Annotated in this window: 11 protein-coding genes; 6 read left to right on the top strand and 5 right to left on the bottom strand. The window is 65.1% G+C overall.

Going from position 1 to position 14828, the window contains the following annotated elements; translation table 11 throughout:
* Positions 1-2: 2 nt before the first annotated feature.
* Complete coding sequence (locus AC07O3_RS31375) at positions 3-2066, bottom strand: VIT and vWA domain-containing protein (RefSeq protein ID WP_495341195.1); 2064 nt, start codon at positions 2064-2066, stop codon at positions 3-5.
* A 203-nt stretch (positions 2067-2269) separates the two neighbouring features.
* Here AC07O3_RS31375 and creD point away from each other — a divergent pair, with 203 nt between their 5' ends.
* The 4 genes from creD (at position 2270) to AC07O3_RS31355 (ending at position 8121) form a co-directional block, all read left to right on the top strand.
* Positions 2270-3712, top strand: coding sequence for a cell envelope integrity protein CreD (gene creD / locus AC07O3_RS31370; protein WP_093174666.1), 1443 nt, complete (start codon positions 2270-2272; stop codon positions 3710-3712).
* Positions 3713-3807: 95 nt separating this feature from the next.
* Positions 3808-5001 (top strand): glycoside hydrolase family 3 N-terminal domain-containing protein, encoded by a 1194-nt coding sequence (locus AC07O3_RS31365; protein WP_495341194.1) that lies wholly within the window; start codon positions 3808-3810, stop codon positions 4999-5001.
* Between the two features lie 20 nt (positions 5002-5021).
* Complete coding sequence (locus AC07O3_RS31360; protein WP_495341193.1) at positions 5022-7424, top strand: penicillin-binding protein 1A; 2403 nt, start codon at positions 5022-5024, stop codon at positions 7422-7424.
* An 85-nt stretch (positions 7425-7509) separates the two neighbouring features.
* Positions 7510-8121, top strand: coding sequence for a hypothetical protein (locus tag AC07O3_RS31355; RefSeq protein ID WP_093057128.1), 612 nt, complete (start codon positions 7510-7512; stop codon positions 8119-8121).
* Here AC07O3_RS31355 and creC read toward each other — a convergent pair.
* Positions 8115-9554: a two-component system sensor histidine kinase CreC gene (gene creC, locus AC07O3_RS31350; protein WP_097197539.1), complete on the bottom strand. Its 1440-nt coding sequence runs from the start codon at positions 9552-9554 to the stop codon at positions 8115-8117. The genes AC07O3_RS31355 and creC overlap by 7 nt on opposite strands.
* A complete protein-coding gene (gene creB / locus AC07O3_RS31345; protein ID WP_495341192.1) occupies positions 9551-10345 on the bottom strand; it encodes a two-component system response regulator CreB in 795 nt (264 codons plus the stop codon). The genes creC and creB overlap by 4 nt, the downstream gene beginning before the upstream one ends.
* A gap of 564 nt (positions 10346-10909) precedes the next feature.
* Here creB and AC07O3_RS31340 point away from each other — a divergent pair.
* Entirely contained in the window at positions 10910-11854 is a 945-nt protein-coding gene (locus AC07O3_RS31340) for a YcjF family protein (RefSeq protein WP_489016189.1), read from the top strand.
* A gap of 1 nt (position 11855) precedes the next feature.
* Here AC07O3_RS31340 and cueR read toward each other — a convergent pair whose 3' ends face one another.
* Positions 11856-12260: a Cu(I)-responsive transcriptional regulator gene (cueR, locus tag AC07O3_RS31335; protein ID WP_093057125.1), complete on the bottom strand. Its 405-nt coding sequence runs from the start codon at positions 12258-12260 to the stop codon at positions 11856-11858.
* Positions 12257-12451, bottom strand: coding sequence for a heavy-metal-associated domain-containing protein (locus tag AC07O3_RS31330; RefSeq protein ID WP_007833622.1), 195 nt, complete (start codon positions 12449-12451; stop codon positions 12257-12259). Before AC07O3_RS31330 ends, cueR begins: the two co-directional genes overlap by 4 nt.
* Before the next feature lie 130 nt (positions 12452-12581).
* On the opposite strand from AC07O3_RS31330, the gene AC07O3_RS31325 reads away from it, so the two are divergent.
* The gene (locus AC07O3_RS31325) at positions 12582-14825 is read left to right on the top strand and encodes a heavy metal translocating P-type ATPase (RefSeq protein ID WP_495341191.1); all 2244 of its coding nucleotides are present in this window, start codon (positions 12582-12584) and stop codon (positions 14823-14825) included.
* Positions 14826-14828: the final 3 nt, after the last annotated feature.

The following is a 14828-nucleotide window of genomic DNA, read 5'->3' as shown; positions in this document are numbered from 1 at the left end:
GTTCAGGCAGTGAAACGACGCGCGTCGCTGCGGCGCGCACGGCGGCGCAGCATCGCGAGCATCGACAGCACCACGGCGATGGCGCCCAGCGATTCGGGTTCGGGCGTGCTCGGCACTTCGGCGCCCAGCGCGAGATTGCTCACGCCCTGCGGCATCGGCAGCGGCTGGTTCACGCCCACGCTGTCTTGCGGCGCCACGTTGCGCACCACCTTGTCGACGGCGATGAAGCTCGTGTACTGCGTGAGCAGGCTGTACTTCAGGCCGAGCTCGGTGATGCGTTCCTTGAAGGCCGTGCCGCCTTCCAGCGTTTCCTGGTCGCTCAGGCTCTGGATGCGGTGGCGGGCCCACAGCGTGCGCAGCGCGGCGGTGTCCTGGCGGGTGCGGTCGTCGATGCGAACTTCCTGGCGGTACGGGCCGCTGGCGCTCTGGCCTTCGATGATCACGCGGCCCTTGGCTTCGCCACGCCATTTGCCGAACACGATCACCGGGCGCTCGCCGAGGACGTCGGGCAGGGCCTGCGGTTCCACCTCGTACACATCGAGCCCGCCGAAAGTGGCCTTCACGCTGGTGAGCACCGGCGACTCGACCATGCGGCGAAAGCGCGCGGCCTGCTCAGGCGCCTGCACCGGGTCGGTAATGATGAAGGGCTCGCCCATGCCGGCGCGTGCAATGCCTTCCATCAGGCTGCGGTTGACCGACGAACCAATACCGAAGGCGAACACATTGGCCTTCGAGAGGTTGTTGCGCACCAGTTCGAAGGCTTCGCGCTCGACCGTCACGTAGCCGTCGGTCACCACCACGACACTGCGCGATACGTTCTCTTCCTTGGGCTCGGCGTATGCGCGCTTGAGCGCGGGAATGAGTTCGGTGCTGCCGCTGCCGCTGTAGTTCTGGATGGTGGCGAGCGCCTGTTCGATGTTGGCGCGCGTGGCCGGCACCGACTTGGGCGAGAGCATCTTGTTGCTGCCCGAGAACAGCAGCACGTTGAAGGTGTCGCTGGGGCGCAGCCCGCCGATCAGGCGTTCGAGCACCGTCTTCGCGGTGTCGAGCGGAAAGCCGTGCATCGAGCCCGAGATGTCCACCACGAAGATGTAGTCGCGCGGCGAGATGGCGCTGGCGGCCACGGCCTTGGGCGGCTCGACCATCGCGAGGAAGAAGTTCTCCGCGCTCTCGCCTTGGCCCTTGTAGAGCATCAGGCCCGATTCGATTTTTTCGCCCGCCAGGCGGTAGTCGAGCACGAAGTCGCGGTTGTCAGCGGGGCGACCGTCGGCCTTGAGCGTGATGTCGGCGTGCTGGTCTTCGTCGCTCTTCTTCACGTCGATGGTGTGCGTGGCCGAGCGGATTTCCTTGATGCCCATCGGCGTGTCGATACTGGCCTTGAGCTTGAAGCTCGTGCTCGGCGCCACGCCAGCGGGCAGCGTGGGCTGCGCGACCCACTTGGCCTGCGCGTTCTCCGATTGCGGCGAGTTGTAGCGCGGCCCGACCACGGTCGGAAACACGAACTGGTAATTGCCCGACTGCGGCACCAGCAGTTCGGTGTAGCGCAGCTCCACCTTCACGTCGTCACCGGGCAGGATGTTGGCGACGTTCATCTGGAACACATTGGGCAGGTGCTGCTCGAGCAGCGCGGCAGTCTTGCCTTCCTTCTTGGCTGTGTCGTATTCGATCTGCGCCTGCTGCTTCTCGCGGATCTGCGCGGTGATGAGCCGGTCGGCCAGGCGCACGTTGAGGCCGCTCACGGCAGCCTTGGTCGAGCCGGGGAAAACGTACTTCGCTTCGATGGCGCGCCGGCCTTCGTTGCGGTAGGTCTGCGTGACCGTCACGTCGGCGATCACGCCCGAGATCTTCACCGAGACCTCGGTGCCCTTCAACGGCAGGCGGTCGACCGAGGGGTCGTCGCTCTTCACGAAGAAATACGGGCTTTCGGTCTTCAGGCGCGGGCCGGCTGGCGCTTCCTGCGCATGCGCCGGGCGCACGCCCATGGCAATGAAGCCCGCAGTCGCCAGGCTCACGGTGGCGAGCCAGAGCCAGCGGCCGGGACGTGGGGTGGTGATGTGGGCATCCATGGCGGGGGTCCTTGTCCGTGCGAACTTGCACAGCCGCAACTGTCGGCACCACGCGAGAAGGCAGTTGGAAGGCTTCTTGAAGTCGAAAACACCCGAGCCCGGCTCTGTGAAGTCTGTGTGAAGCGAAGCGGCGCGCACGCTTCACACGGCCTTCGGATCGCGCGGCGAGCATCGCGGCTTCGCTACAGACGAGGAGAGAAAAAATGCTTCAGTTGTTGAAGGCCCTTCAGAGCTCGGTGCTGGCCAAGGTCGCCGGCCTGTTCTTCCTGCTGTTGCTCCTGTGCATTCCGCTGGGGGAGATCGACTCGATCAACCGCGCCCGCGGCGAGAGCCAGCGCGAAGCAGCCGACGAGCTCGCTGCCACCTATGCAGGCCGCCAGACGATGGTCGGGCCGCTGCTGCTGGTGCCGTATGTGGAGCGCTGGATGGAGCCGCTGCGCGACGCACAGGGAAAAGTGATCGGCCAGGAGCCGCGCAGCAAGGAAATGGCCCATGTGGTGTTCCCTGACAAGCTGCACATCGAAGGCACGATGGCGCCGCAGGAGCGTTACCGCGGCATCTTCAAGATTCCGTTCTACACGCTCAACGCCGCGCTCACTGGTGGCTTCACGGCCTTCGACCCGAAGGCTGTGCCGCACAGCGAGTCCGATTCGAGCATCGAATTCAAGGCTCCCTTCATTGCTTTCAACGTGAGCGACCTTCGTGGCCTCGACGGCTCGCCCGCGATGACGGTGGGCAGCGAGACACTGCGCTTCAAGCAACGCGTGCCGGGCCTGGCCGACGGTGCATGGTTTGCAGACGGCATCCACGCGCCGCTCACCGGTGCAGCGCTCAGTGCATGGCAAGCCAGCACACCGATCGCGTTTGAAATGAAGCTCGGCCTGGTCGGGCAGGACACGCTCTCCATCGCGCCCATCGCCGAGGAAACGACCGCGCACCTGACCTCGCCCTGGGCACACCCCAGCTTCGGCGGTCGCTTTCTCGCGGCCGAGCGCAGCGTGACGCCGCAGGGCTTCGACGCGCACTGGCGTGTGTCGTCGCTCGTGACTTCGGCGCGCGAGCAGGTACGCGCGGGTCTCTCGGGTCGCGGCAACGCCGCTGAAGCCGCCACCACCCAGGCACGCCAGAACATAGGTCCGCTGCAGACCTTCGACGTGTCTCTCGCGCAGCCCATCAACGTGTATTCGATGAGCACGCGCGCCGGCAAATACGGGGCGCTGTTCATCGGGCTCGTGCTGATGGCCGCCTTCATGTTCGAGCTGTTCCGCAAGTTGCGCCTGCATCCGATCCAGTACGGCCTGGTCGGCTTGTCGATCGCGCTGTTCTTCTTGCTGCTGCTCGCGCTGTCGGAGAAGTTCGCGTTCTGGATGGCGTATGCGGGTGCCGCCACGGCGAGCGTCGCGCTGCTGGCCGTGTACTTCAGCGCGGTGCTGGGAGGCTGGCGGCGCGGCCTGTCCTTCGGCGCCTTCGTGGCGCTGCTCTATGGCGCGCTCTACGGCCTGCTGGCTTCCGAAAGCAACGCGCTGCTGCTCGGTGCGCTGCTGATCTTCGGCATGCTGGCCACGCTGATGCTCGTCACGCGCAAGGTCGACTGGTATGCGCTCTCGCGGCGCGTGGAACCGGCACCGGAAGCGCAGGCGGCATGAGACTGCTGCGGGTCATCGCGAGTGCATCGGGCTGGCTGGCCCTGGCCACACTGTGGTTCTGGGCCTGGCACCTGAAGGACCCGCATCTGCGCTTCATGCGCGCGTGGGAACTGCCTCTGCTGTTGGCGATGCTGGTGGCCGGCATCGCAATCGCCTGGCGGTTTGCACGGGGCAACTTGCGCCCGGTCGCTCTGGGCCTGGCATTCGCGGCCTTGCTGACTGCCCTGTGCAACGAGGCAGCCTCGCACCAGCACCGGGCCGAAGTGAATGAATCGGAGGGCCCGCTCGCACAGGCGTTGGGCGCGCATTTCGTCGTCGGGTACGACGATGCGAAAAACCTGCGAGAGCTGGCCAGGAAGGGGCTGATCGGCGGAATCTTCGTAACCGGCCGCAATGTAAAGGGCCGAACGGCCGCTGAACTGCGCGATGAAATCGAGGGCCTGCAGGCATTGCGCCGCGAAGCCGGCCTGCCACCGCTGATCGTCGCAACCGACCAGGAAGGCGGCTCGGTTTCGCGTCTCTCGCCACTGGTCGAACGCCAGCCTGCACTCGCCTCGCTACTCGACGCCGATGTGCCCGACAACGAGCTCACACAACGCGCCCATGCCTACGGCGCGCAACAGGGCAAGGCGCTCGCGGCTCTTGGCATCACGCTCAATTTCAGCCCGGTGGTCGACCTGCGCCCCGGCCGCGCACCGGGCCGCTGGGACTTCCACACCCGCATCGACGAACGCGCGATCTCGGCCGACCCCGCCATCACTGCGCAGGTGGCGCTCGCTTACGAGCTGGGCCTTGAATCCGCAGGCGTTCGCGGCACGCTCAAGCACTTTCCCGGCCTGGGCGGCGTGGCCGAGGACACCCATCATTTCGCCGCCGAACTGCGCACGCCTGTCGCCCAACTCGCGGCGCACGACTGGAAGCCGTTTCAAGACGTGTCGAAACATTCGGATGCCGCGATCATGCTCGGCCATGTCATCCTTGTAGAGTTCGACGCCGAATATCCGGTCTCTTTCTCGCGCAAAATCGTGCAGCGGGTGATTCGAGGCGAATGGGGCTACCAGGGCCTGCTCGTCACCGACGATCTCACGATGGGCGCAGCCTATAACCGCGGTCTTTGCGATGCCACCGTTCGCGCCCTCGGCGCAGGCGTGGACCTGTTGCTGATCGCCTTCGACCACGACAAGTATTTCGATGCCATGCATTGCGCGCTGCAGGCTGCGCGGCAAGGCACGCTCGACCTCCCGATGCAGGAACGCAGCAGCGCGCGGCGGCTCCAATCCTTTCGCTAGCCAGTAAGCAGCCAACTCTTATGTTCAAACGCTCAAGCTCCAAACCTTCCGACGACGGCACTGCGGCGTCCAACGAACCCCGCGCGCCATGGAAGCGCATTGCCGGCTGGGGCGCCATCGCGGTCGGCTCCGGCGCGCTCGTGGTGCTGGTTGCCGCCATCGTCGCGGTGGTCGCCATCTATCCGAAGCTGCCCGATGTGTCGGAGCTCTCCGACTACCGGCCCAAGCTGCCGCTGCGCGTGTACTCGACCGAAGGCCAGCTGATCGGCGAGTTCGGTGAAGAGCGCCGCAACCTCACGCCCTTCGCCAACATTCCGAAGGTCATGAAAGACGCGGTACTGGCTGTGGAAGACGCGCGCTTCTACGACCACGGCGGTGTGGACTACAAGGGCTTCCTGCGCGCAGCGGTGGCCAGCCTGAAGGGCGGCCGCAAGCAGGGCGCGTCGACCATCACGATGCAGGTTGCGCGCAATGTATACCTGAGCTCGGAGCGGACGATGAGCCGCAAGACCTACGAGATCCTGCTGGCGCTGCGGCTCGAACGGCAGCTCACCAAGGACCAGATCCTCGAGATCTACCTGAACCAGATCTACCTCGGCAATCGCGCCTACGGCTTTGCGGCCGCGGCCGAAACCTATTTCGGCAAGCCGCTGCAGAACGTCACCATCGCCGAAGCCGCAATGCTGGCCGGCCTGCCGAAGGCGCCCGGTGCCAACAACCCCGTGGCCAACCCGCGCCGCGCGCGGGCGCGCCAGCTCTACGTGATCGACCGCATGCAGGAAACCGGCTTCATCACCGCCGACCAGGCTGCAGAAGCCAAGAAGGAAGAACTGCACCTGCGCGACGCCGCCGATCCGAACCGCCTGCATGCCGAGTACGTGGCCGAGACGGTGCGTCAGATGATGTACGCGCAGTACGGCGACAGCATCTACACCAGCGGCATGAAGGTCTATACCTCGCTCGTGGCGGCCGACCAGGCAGCTGCCTACAGGTCGCTGCGCAAGGGCATCATGGACTACGAGCGCCGCCAGCCCTACCGCGGCCCCGAGAGGTTCGTCGACCTGCCGACCGAGCAGAAGGAAATCGACGAAGCCGTGGACGATGCACTGGCCGAACACCCCGACAACGGCGATGTGGTCGCGGCCGTGGTGCTCGACGCGAACGCGAAGGAAATCAGCGCCGTGCGCGCGAACGGCGAAACCATCCAGATCACGGGCGATGGCCTGAAGCCCGCGCAGTCGGGCCTCGCTGCGAAGGCACCACCGAACATCAAGATCCGCCGCGGCGCGGTCATCCGCGTGGCGAAGACGCCGAAGAACACCTGGGAGATCACGCAGCTGCCCGAGGTCGAAGGCGCCTTCATCGGCATGGATCCGCGCAGCGGTGCCATCAAGGCACTGGTCGGCGGTTTCGATTTCGGCAAGAACAAGTTCAATCACGTGACACAGGCCTGGCGCCAGCCGGGTTCGAGCTTCAAGCCCTTCATCTACTCGGCCGCGCTCGAAAAAGGCTTCACGCCCGCAACCGTGGTGAACGACGCGCCGCTGTACTTCGACGCCAGCGCCAACGGCGGCCAGCCGTGGGAGCCGAAGAACTTCGAAGGCACCTACGAAGGCCCGATGCCGCTGCGCACCGCGCTGATGAAGTCGAAGAACCTCGTCACGCTGCGCGTGCTGGAGTCGATCGGCGCGCCCTATGCGCAAGATTGGATCACCAAGTTCGGCTTCGACAAGGACAAGCATCCTGCCAACCTGCCGATGGGCCTGGGCGCCGGCTCGGTCACGCCGATGCAGATGGCGGTGGGCTATTCGGTGTTCGCCAATGGCGGCTACCGCGTCAATCCGTACCTGGTCACGCGCGTCACCGACATGAGGGACAAGGTCATCATGGAAACCGAGCCGCCTGTGCTCGACGAAGCGCGCCGCGCGATTCCGCAGCGCAACGCCTTCGTCATGGATTCGCTGCTGCAGAGCGTGGTGAAGAACGGCACCGGCTTCAAGGCGCACCAGGCCCTGAAGCGCGACGACCTCTACGGTAAGACCGGCACCACCAACGACTCATTCGACACCTGGTTCGCGGGCTTCCAGCCGACCATGGTCGGCATCGCGTGGATCGGCTACGACACACCGCGCCAGCTCGGCGTGCGCGGTGAAACCGGCGGCAGCCTGAGCCTGCCGATCTGGATCGGCTACATGCAGACCGCGCTGCAGGGCGTGCCGGTGACGCAGCCCGCGGAACCGCCTGGCGTGGTGAACGTCGACGGCGAGTGGTACTTCGACGACTTCACGCCGGGCCACAACGTAGCGAGCCTGGGCCTGGAAAGCGAAGCGCCGCCACCGCCGGCCGAAGAACTCACGGGTGCGCCCATCGGAGCGCCGCCAGTACCGGAAGAACGCAACAGGATCCTCGATTTCTTCCGGTAAGTCGCAAAGCTGAAAAGAGAAGGCGGGTCGCGGTGCCTACACTCGGTGCTGCTTCCCGCCTTCTCTTTTTCTTCTCCACGCATCCATGGAAATTCTTACTCTGGTGGCACTCTTTGCCGCTGGCTTCTACATCCTCAAGTCCAGGGAACAGCGCATGCGCATCGCGCTGCTGGCCAGCCACCTTGGCCGCTACCAGATCGAAAGGCTCATGGAGAGCCTCACCTCCGGCTACATGCGCTGCCTCGGCGAAGACGACGCCGAGCGCCGCCAGCAGATCTGGCACCTGCTCGACGCCACCGAGGAAAAGCTCTCCGCCCAGTTCGACAGCTTCGCCGCCGAGTTCTCGCGCATGCCCGAACCCGCCACGCGCGTGAGCAAGCTGCCGGTGGCCATTCCGCTGTTCACACAATTCTTTCCGGGTTCGACCTTCGATGTGCGCCAGGCCCTGCTCATCCACGCACGCGGCGTTGCCGGCGTGATGCGCAACGAAGCCGGACGCACGCCTAAATCGAAAGCCTTCACCATGTCGGCCGAGCTGTTCCTGATGCAGCACACCTGCCACTGGTATTGCCGCTCGAAGACGGTGGCGTCGGCTCGCATGATCGGGCAGCACCAGACGCAGTACCTGCAGGCGCTCGGGGCTGTGAGTCCGGAAACTCGCAGCGCCTATTGCGCGCTGATCGGCCGCCCTCAGTGATGTGACAACAACGGCAGCGTGAGCGTCGCCACGGCGCCACCGCGCGACGCGTTGCCCAGATCGATCCGGCCGCGGTGCAATGCCGCGATCTCCTTCACGAACGCCAGCCCCAGCCCCGTGCTCTTCTTCTGGCTGTGCGGCCTGGCGAGCGAATAGAACTTCTCGAAGACTTTTTCCTGCGCGTATTCCGGAATGCCCGGGCCGTGGTCGCGCACGCTCACGCGGGCCAGCTTCGACGTCGTTTCCAGCGTGAGCAGAACTTCGCTGTCGCGCGGTGAGAAATCGATGGCGTTGTCGAGCAGGTTGCTGATGGCGCGGCGCAGGAGGAAGGGGTCGCCTTCGGCGCGGGCATCGTCTCGGATGTTCACGAGCAGCTTGATGTTGCGCTTGGCTGCCGCGGGTTGTGCGCTGGCGGCGATGTCCTCGATCAGCGAAGCCAGCGCCACCGGTTCTGTGCGGTCCAGCGTGCGCCGCGTCTCGAGCGCGGTGAGCTCCATCATGCGGTCGACGATTTCCTGGATGCGTTGCGTCTCGCGTTCGATGTTCTTCAGGAATCGTTCGCGCTCGGCATGCGGCATCGACGGCTCCTGCAGCAGCTCGGCCGCGCCGCGGATGGCCGAGAGCGGGCTTTTCACTTCGTGCGTGAAGGTCTGCACGTAGTCGGCCACGTAGTTGCGGCCGGTGAGGGCATCGCGCATTTCGCTGAAACCGGTGCGTACGCCGTCGACTGCGCGCCGCGCCATGCGCACGAGGCTCAGGCTGCGCTGCGCGCGCACCCAAGCCCAGTAGTCGCGGATCAGGCCGAAGGGCCGCACCAGCCAGATCGAGACGATGAGCGTGAGCAGCAGCAACGCGAGTGCCGAGCCGACGCCCACCCAGATGGTTCGCACGCGGGCGTCTTCCACGAACTGGCCGAAGCTCTGCACCGGCTTGCCCACGCTGACCATGCCGACGATCTCGTTGTTCCAGCGGATCGGTGCGCCCACGTACATGACCGAAGTGCGCGGGTCGCCGTCGACATCGCGCGAGGTGCGCGCGCCGTAAAGACCGGCGAGCGTGCGGCTCACGTCGGCCCACTGCGAATAGTCGGCACCGAGATGCCTGCCGAGCGAATCGAACATCACACGGCCGTTGCGGTCGGTGACGTACACGCGCAGTTCGACACGGCTTTTGTGCAGGTTGTAGATCTGGGCGGAGAACTCGCGCGCGTAGACCGTTCGGAACAGAGGCTCGAGCCGCGCCGTGTTGATGGCACCGGCGATCACGTCCTGCTCGACCAGGCTGGCCACGAGCTGCGAGGTTTCGACCAGCGATTCCTCGGCCGACTCGCGGTAGCGCGGGTCGATGTCGGAAACGACGCGGTACAGCAGGAAGGCGATGCCCGCCGTGTAGATCAGCAGGATGCCGATGAAGATCCGCGTGCGCCGGGTCACGACGCCTTGGCGGGCAGTTCTTCGTTCAGTGCGTAGCCGGTGCCGCGCAGCGTGCGGATCGGCTCCACTTCCGGCGCGATTGTCTTGAGCTTGGCGCGCAGGGTCTTGATGTGCGCGTCGACCGTCCGGTCGAAGCTGTCGCTGGAATCGTCCCAGACAAGTTCGAGCAGTTCGTCGCGCGTGAAGACGCGGCCGGGCCGTTGCACCAGCAGTCTGAGCAACCCGTATTCGTAACGGGAGAGTTCCAGCAGGCGTCCGTAATAACGAATCTGCATGCGCTCGTTGTCGAGCGAAAAGGGCAGTGCGGGTGCCTGTGAGCTCGCTGGAGGCGTCTGGGCCTGGATTTGATGGGGTATCCCATGGTTTGGAGCCGCGCCCGCTGTGGAGGCTCCTGCGCCGTTTCTGGCGCTGCGCCGCAGGATGGTCCGCACGCGGGCGACGAGTTCGCGCGGCGAAAACGGCTTGGCGATGTAGTCGTCCGCGCCCAGTTCGAGGCCCACCACGCGGTCTATTTCGTCGCTGCGGGCCGTCAGGAACACCATGGGCACCTCCGGGCCGCCCATGGACTGGTTGAGCGCCTGGAGGCGCTTGAAGAGCTCGAAACCATTGAGATCGGGCAATCCGATGTCCAGGATGGCCAGCGCCGGGGGTTCCTGCGCGAACTGGGCGATGGCTTCTTCGGCCGTGGCGCACCAGACCGGAATGAATCCGTCGCTCTTGAGGACGTACTGCAGCGTGTCGGCGATGCCTGATTCGTCTTCGGCAATCAGGATCCGGGGTTTGAAGCTCATCCACGAATGTTACCGAGGGGAGTGGACCGGGAGGACTGGTTTTGTTCAAAGGCGCTGTTGACCGGCGCGGCCGTTTGCGGCTTTTTTTTCGCGCGCAGCTTTCCCTTTCCCTGTCTTCTTATTCTTCTTATTCAAATTAGTAGTAGTAGATAAGGGTTGCCCTCTTCTGTGGACATGCCGCTTTTTTCGTTATGTGACAAGCACTTGTCATGGCTCTGTCACTGTGCGCAGCTGCGCTTCCGGTTTGTACCCGCCACATGAACAACATTGGGTAACCGATCCGGCCTGTGGATAAGCCATGGCTTGTTCAAAAACTGTCCCCAGAGTTGTGCTTTGACTCCTTCCAGAAAATCTGCGAAAGGCGGTTTTTCCCCGGAGAAATTCATTGCTGAAAATTTGGGCGATCTGTAGATTTCCCTTTTAAATCAAAGACTTGCAACGCCGCTACACAGAAGTACCAACGTTATCCACAGAGTTACTCAAGGTTTGTGGGGAGAAGCTCGCCGGAACCTTCCGGCCCCTTTGACGACCGAACCTGATCCTTCATATTGCGAAATGTTGAACATGACACCTTCAGAAACAAAGTCGATAGTTACCCTGAGCCTTCTGGCTGCCTTTGTCGATGGTGAGAAGCACGAGCGTGAACGGGCCGAGATCAAGCGGATTGCCGAGGGCCTGTCGCAGGCCGACGGCCTGAACCTGCCGACGCTGTACCAGGACGTGCTGATGAAGCGCGTGTCGTTGGCCTCGGTGGCCGGAGAGCTGAAAAGCAGCGAAGCCAGGCAGCTCGCCTACGAGATGGCGGTGTGCGTGTGCGACGCGGACGGCACGCAGTCGGAGGCGGAGCGCATGTTCCTGGCCGATGTGCGCACGTCGCTGGGGCTGGATGCTTCGGCGGCCGCGTTTTCGCAGCAGGCCGAAGACATTGCGGCGGTGCCTGTTGCTGCTGCTGCCGGCACCGCGGTTGCGGTGCCATCGACGCCGAATACGCCCGACACCGCCGAGCTCGACAAGTCGATCCTCAACGCCGCCATCCTCAACGGCGCGCTGGAGCTGCTGCCCGAGACGCTTTCGACCATGGCGATCATTCCGCTGCAGATGAAGCTGGTCTACCGCATCGGCCAGTCGTACGGCTATCAGCTCGACAGCGGCCACATCAAGGATTTCCTGGCCACGGTCGGCGTGGGCTTGACTTCGCAGTACCTGGAGCAGGCCGGGCGCAAGCTGCTCGGCGGCCTCCTTGGCAAGGTTGGCGGTGGATTGCTTCGCGGGCTGGGCAACCAGGCCGTGAGCTCGGGGATGAGCTTTGCTTCGACCTACGCACTGGGCCATGTGGCCAAGCGCTACTACGCCGGCGGCCGCACGCTCTCTACGCAGATGCTGAAGGACGCGTTCTCGGGCGTGGTGAAGGAAGGGCAGAGCCTGCAGACGCAGTACCTGCCGGCCATCCAGGAAAAGGCCCGCACGCTGGATGCAGGCAAGGTGCTGTCGCTGGTGCGGGGCGCCTGATCTAGACCTTGCTCAGGTCGTCGAGGATGGGGCAGTCCGGCCTTGCGTCGCCGTGGCAGCAATGAACCAGGTGGGCCAGCGTGTTGCGCATGGATTGCATGTCGGCAATGCGCTGCTCCAGTTCACCAAGATGCTTTTCGGCGATGCGCTTCACGCTCGAGCTTGCGCGCCGACGGTTGTTCCACAGCCCGACCAGCTCCGCGATTTCTTCCATCGAGAAACCCAGGTCGCGCGAGCGCTTGATGAAGCGCAGCGTGTGGATGTCGGCCTCCCCATATTGGCGGTAGCCGCTCTCGGTGCGCGCCACCGCCGGCAGCAGGCCCAGCCCTTCGTAGTGACGGACCATGCGGGCCGACACGCCGGAGCGCTGCGCCGCTTCGCCGATGGCGACGTGGCCCGTCGTCATTGAACCGCGTAGCCCGCGTTCTCGATCGCGGCCACGATGTCCTTGCGCGGCTGTTCGCTCAATACGTCGACATGGCCCGTTTCCAGATCGACCGTGACCTGCGCTTCGGGGTCCACCGTTTGCACCGCGTTCTGTACTGCGCTCACGCAGTGGCCGCAACTCATGCCCGTGACCTGGAATTTCTGGCTCATCGTGGTAGCTCCTTGGAAGTGATTGACTGAGGGTGCAAGTTTGAACCCTCTCACGATGTCAATGTCCAGCGCAGGGGCACTGAATTTTTTCGCTTGACCTTGCCATGGTGTGAGGCTTTAGCCTTGGCGCATGGAAAAAGTTCTGCAGCAGCAAATCCCCGGCACCACCACGCTCGACCTCTCGGTCGGCGGCATGACTTGCGCCTCGTGCGTGATGCGTGTCGAGCGTGCTCTGAAAAACGTGCCGGGCGTGCAGGACGTGAGCGTGAATCTCGCGACCGAATCGGCCCGCGTGGTGACAGGCGGCAACGAAGACATGGACGTCCTGCTGCGCCGAGCCGTACGGGCCGCAGGCTACGAGCCGCGCGCGGCGAGCACGGCGGCCGAAGAAGCCGCGCTGTCGCCGTGGCACGGTTTCGGCCCGGTCGCTGTCGGCCTGGCACTTTCGATTCCCTTGCTGGCACCGATGCTAGGCGATCCTTTCGGGCAAGACTGGATGCTGCCGCCATGGTTGCAACTGCTGCTCGCAACGCCGGTGCAGTTCTGGTTGGGTGCGCGTTTCTATCGCGCGGGCTGGCATGCGGCAAAAGCGCGCACCGGAAACATGGACCTGCTGGTGGCGCTCGGCACCAGCGCGGCCTTTGGCTTGTCGCTCTGGCTCTGGTGGCGCGCGGCCACCGGCGAGCATGCGGGCCACGGTGCGATGCCGCACCTGTACTTCGAGGCTTCGGCGGTGGTGATCACGCTGGTGCTGCTCGGCAAGTGGCTGGAGGCGCGCGCCAAGCGCCAGGCCACGTCGGCGATCCGTGCGTTGCAGCAGTTGCGGCCCGAAGTGGCGCACCTGGTGGGCCCGCGTGGCAAGGAAAGCGATGTGCCGCTGGCCGAAGTGATGGTGGGCGACCGCCTCGCGGTGCGGCCTGGCGAACGCGTGCCGGCCGACGCACGCGTGATCGAAGGGCAATCCGAAGTCGATGAATCGATGCTCACCGGCGAGCCGCTGCCCGTGGCCAAAGGGCCGGGCGATGCATTGACCGGCGGCGCGGTGAACGGCGATGGTCGCATGGTCATCGAAGTGAGCGCGATCGGCGCCGAGAGCGTGCTCGCGCGGATCATCCGGCTGGTCGAAGACGCACAAGCGGCGAAGGCGCCGATCCAGCGGCTGGTGGACAAGGTTGCGGCCGTATTCGTGCCGGTGGTGCTGTTGATCGCGTTTGTCACGCTGGCCAGTTGGCTGGTTGCGGGCGCGGGAATCGAGACTGCGTTGATCCATGCCGTGGCGGTGCTCGTCATTGCCTGCCCATGTGCGCTGGGCCTTGCAACGCCCGTCGCGGTGATGGCGGGTACGGGCGTGGCGGCGCGTCACGGCATCCTGATCAAGGACGCGCGTGCGCTGGAAGTCGCGCACCGCGTCGACACCGTTGCATTCGACAAGACCGGCACGCTGACGATCGGCCGGCCGGTGCTCACTGCGCTGGTGCCTGTGTCAGGCACCGATGCCAGTGAAGATCAATTGCTGGCGACGGCCGCCAGCCTGCAGAGCGGCAGCGAGCATCCGCTGGCCAAGGCGGTGCTGGCCGCTGCGGCGCAGCGCAACGTGCAGGCGCCTGCGCTGGGTGTGATGCAGGCGTGGCCGGGTCGCGGTGTGCGTGGTGAGGTCGACGGCGTGCACTGGGCCATCGCCAGCCTGCGTTGGTGTCGTGAACTCGACGCGATGCCCGACGCTGCGGAAGTCGATCGTCTGCAGTCTCAAGGCGCCACGGTGTCCGCGCTGTTGCGCTTCGATGAGGCCGGTGCCGCGCACGTGCATGCATTGTTCGCCTTCGCCGACGAGCCCAAGCCGCAAGCTGCAGAAGCCATCCGCACGCTGCGTGCACGCGGCCTGCGCGTGGTGATGATTTCGGGCGACAACCTGCGTGCGGCTCAAGCCATGGCGGCGCGGCTGGGCATTGCGGCCGAAGACGTGCGCGCCGATGTGCTGCCGGCCGACAAGGCGGCGCAGGTTTCAGCATTGAGGAAGAACGGGCACGTCGTGGCGATGGTCGGCGACGGCGCGAACGATGCGCCCGCGCTGGCCGCGGCTGACGTGGGCATCGCGATGGCGCCTTCGGGTGGCGGCACCGACGTGGCGATGGAAGCGGCCGGCATCACGCTGATGCGTGGCGATCTCGCGCTGGTGGCACAGGCCTTCGAGCTCTCTGCACGCACGGTCGCGAAGATCCGGCAGAACCTGTTCTGGGCCTTTGCCTACAACGTGGCCGGCATTCCGCTCGCGGCTTTCGGCTTGCTGAGCCCGGTGGTGGCTGGTGCAGCCATGGCGCTGTCGAGCGTGAGTGTGATGGCCAACGCGCTGCTGCTGCGGCGCTGGAAGCCCTGACGA

Source organism: Variovorax sp. GW821-FHT09D05, assembly GCF_059416325.1.
The sequence above is the reverse complement of the archived record's forward strand: the minus strand, read 5'-3'. Positions and strand labels throughout refer to the sequence as shown.

What these genes read in the sequence shown, in the direction of transcription:
- AC07O3_RS31375 (WP_495341195.1), bottom strand. Translation starts at nt 2,066, where the DNA reads ATGGATGCCCACATCACCACCCCACGTCCCGGCCGCTGGCTCTGGCTC.
- creD (WP_093174666.1), top strand. Translation starts at nt 2,270, where the DNA reads ATGCTTCAGTTGTTGAAGGCCCTTCAGAGCTCGGTGCTGGCCAAGGTC.
- AC07O3_RS31365 (WP_495341194.1), top strand. Translation starts at nt 3,808, where the DNA reads ATGCGCGCGTGGGAACTGCCTCTGCTGTTGGCGATGCTGGTGGCCGGC.
- AC07O3_RS31360 (WP_495341193.1), top strand. Translation starts at nt 5,022, where the DNA reads ATGTTCAAACGCTCAAGCTCCAAACCTTCCGACGACGGCACTGCGGCG.
- AC07O3_RS31355 (WP_093057128.1), top strand. Translation starts at nt 7,510, where the DNA reads ATGGAAATTCTTACTCTGGTGGCACTCTTTGCCGCTGGCTTCTACATC.
- creB (WP_495341192.1), bottom strand. Translation starts at nt 10,345, where the DNA reads ATGAGCTTCAAACCCCGGATCCTGATTGCCGAAGACGAATCAGGCATC.
- AC07O3_RS31340 (WP_489016189.1), top strand. Translation starts at nt 10,910, where the DNA reads ATGACACCTTCAGAAACAAAGTCGATAGTTACCCTGAGCCTTCTGGCT.
- cueR (WP_093057125.1), bottom strand. Translation starts at nt 12,260, where the DNA reads ATGACGACGGGCCACGTCGCCATCGGCGAAGCGGCGCAGCGCTCCGGC.
- AC07O3_RS31330 (WP_007833622.1), bottom strand. Translation starts at nt 12,451, where the DNA reads ATGAGCCAGAAATTCCAGGTCACGGGCATGAGTTGCGGCCACTGCGTG.
- AC07O3_RS31325 (WP_495341191.1), top strand. Translation starts at nt 12,582, where the DNA reads ATGGAAAAAGTTCTGCAGCAGCAAATCCCCGGCACCACCACGCTCGAC.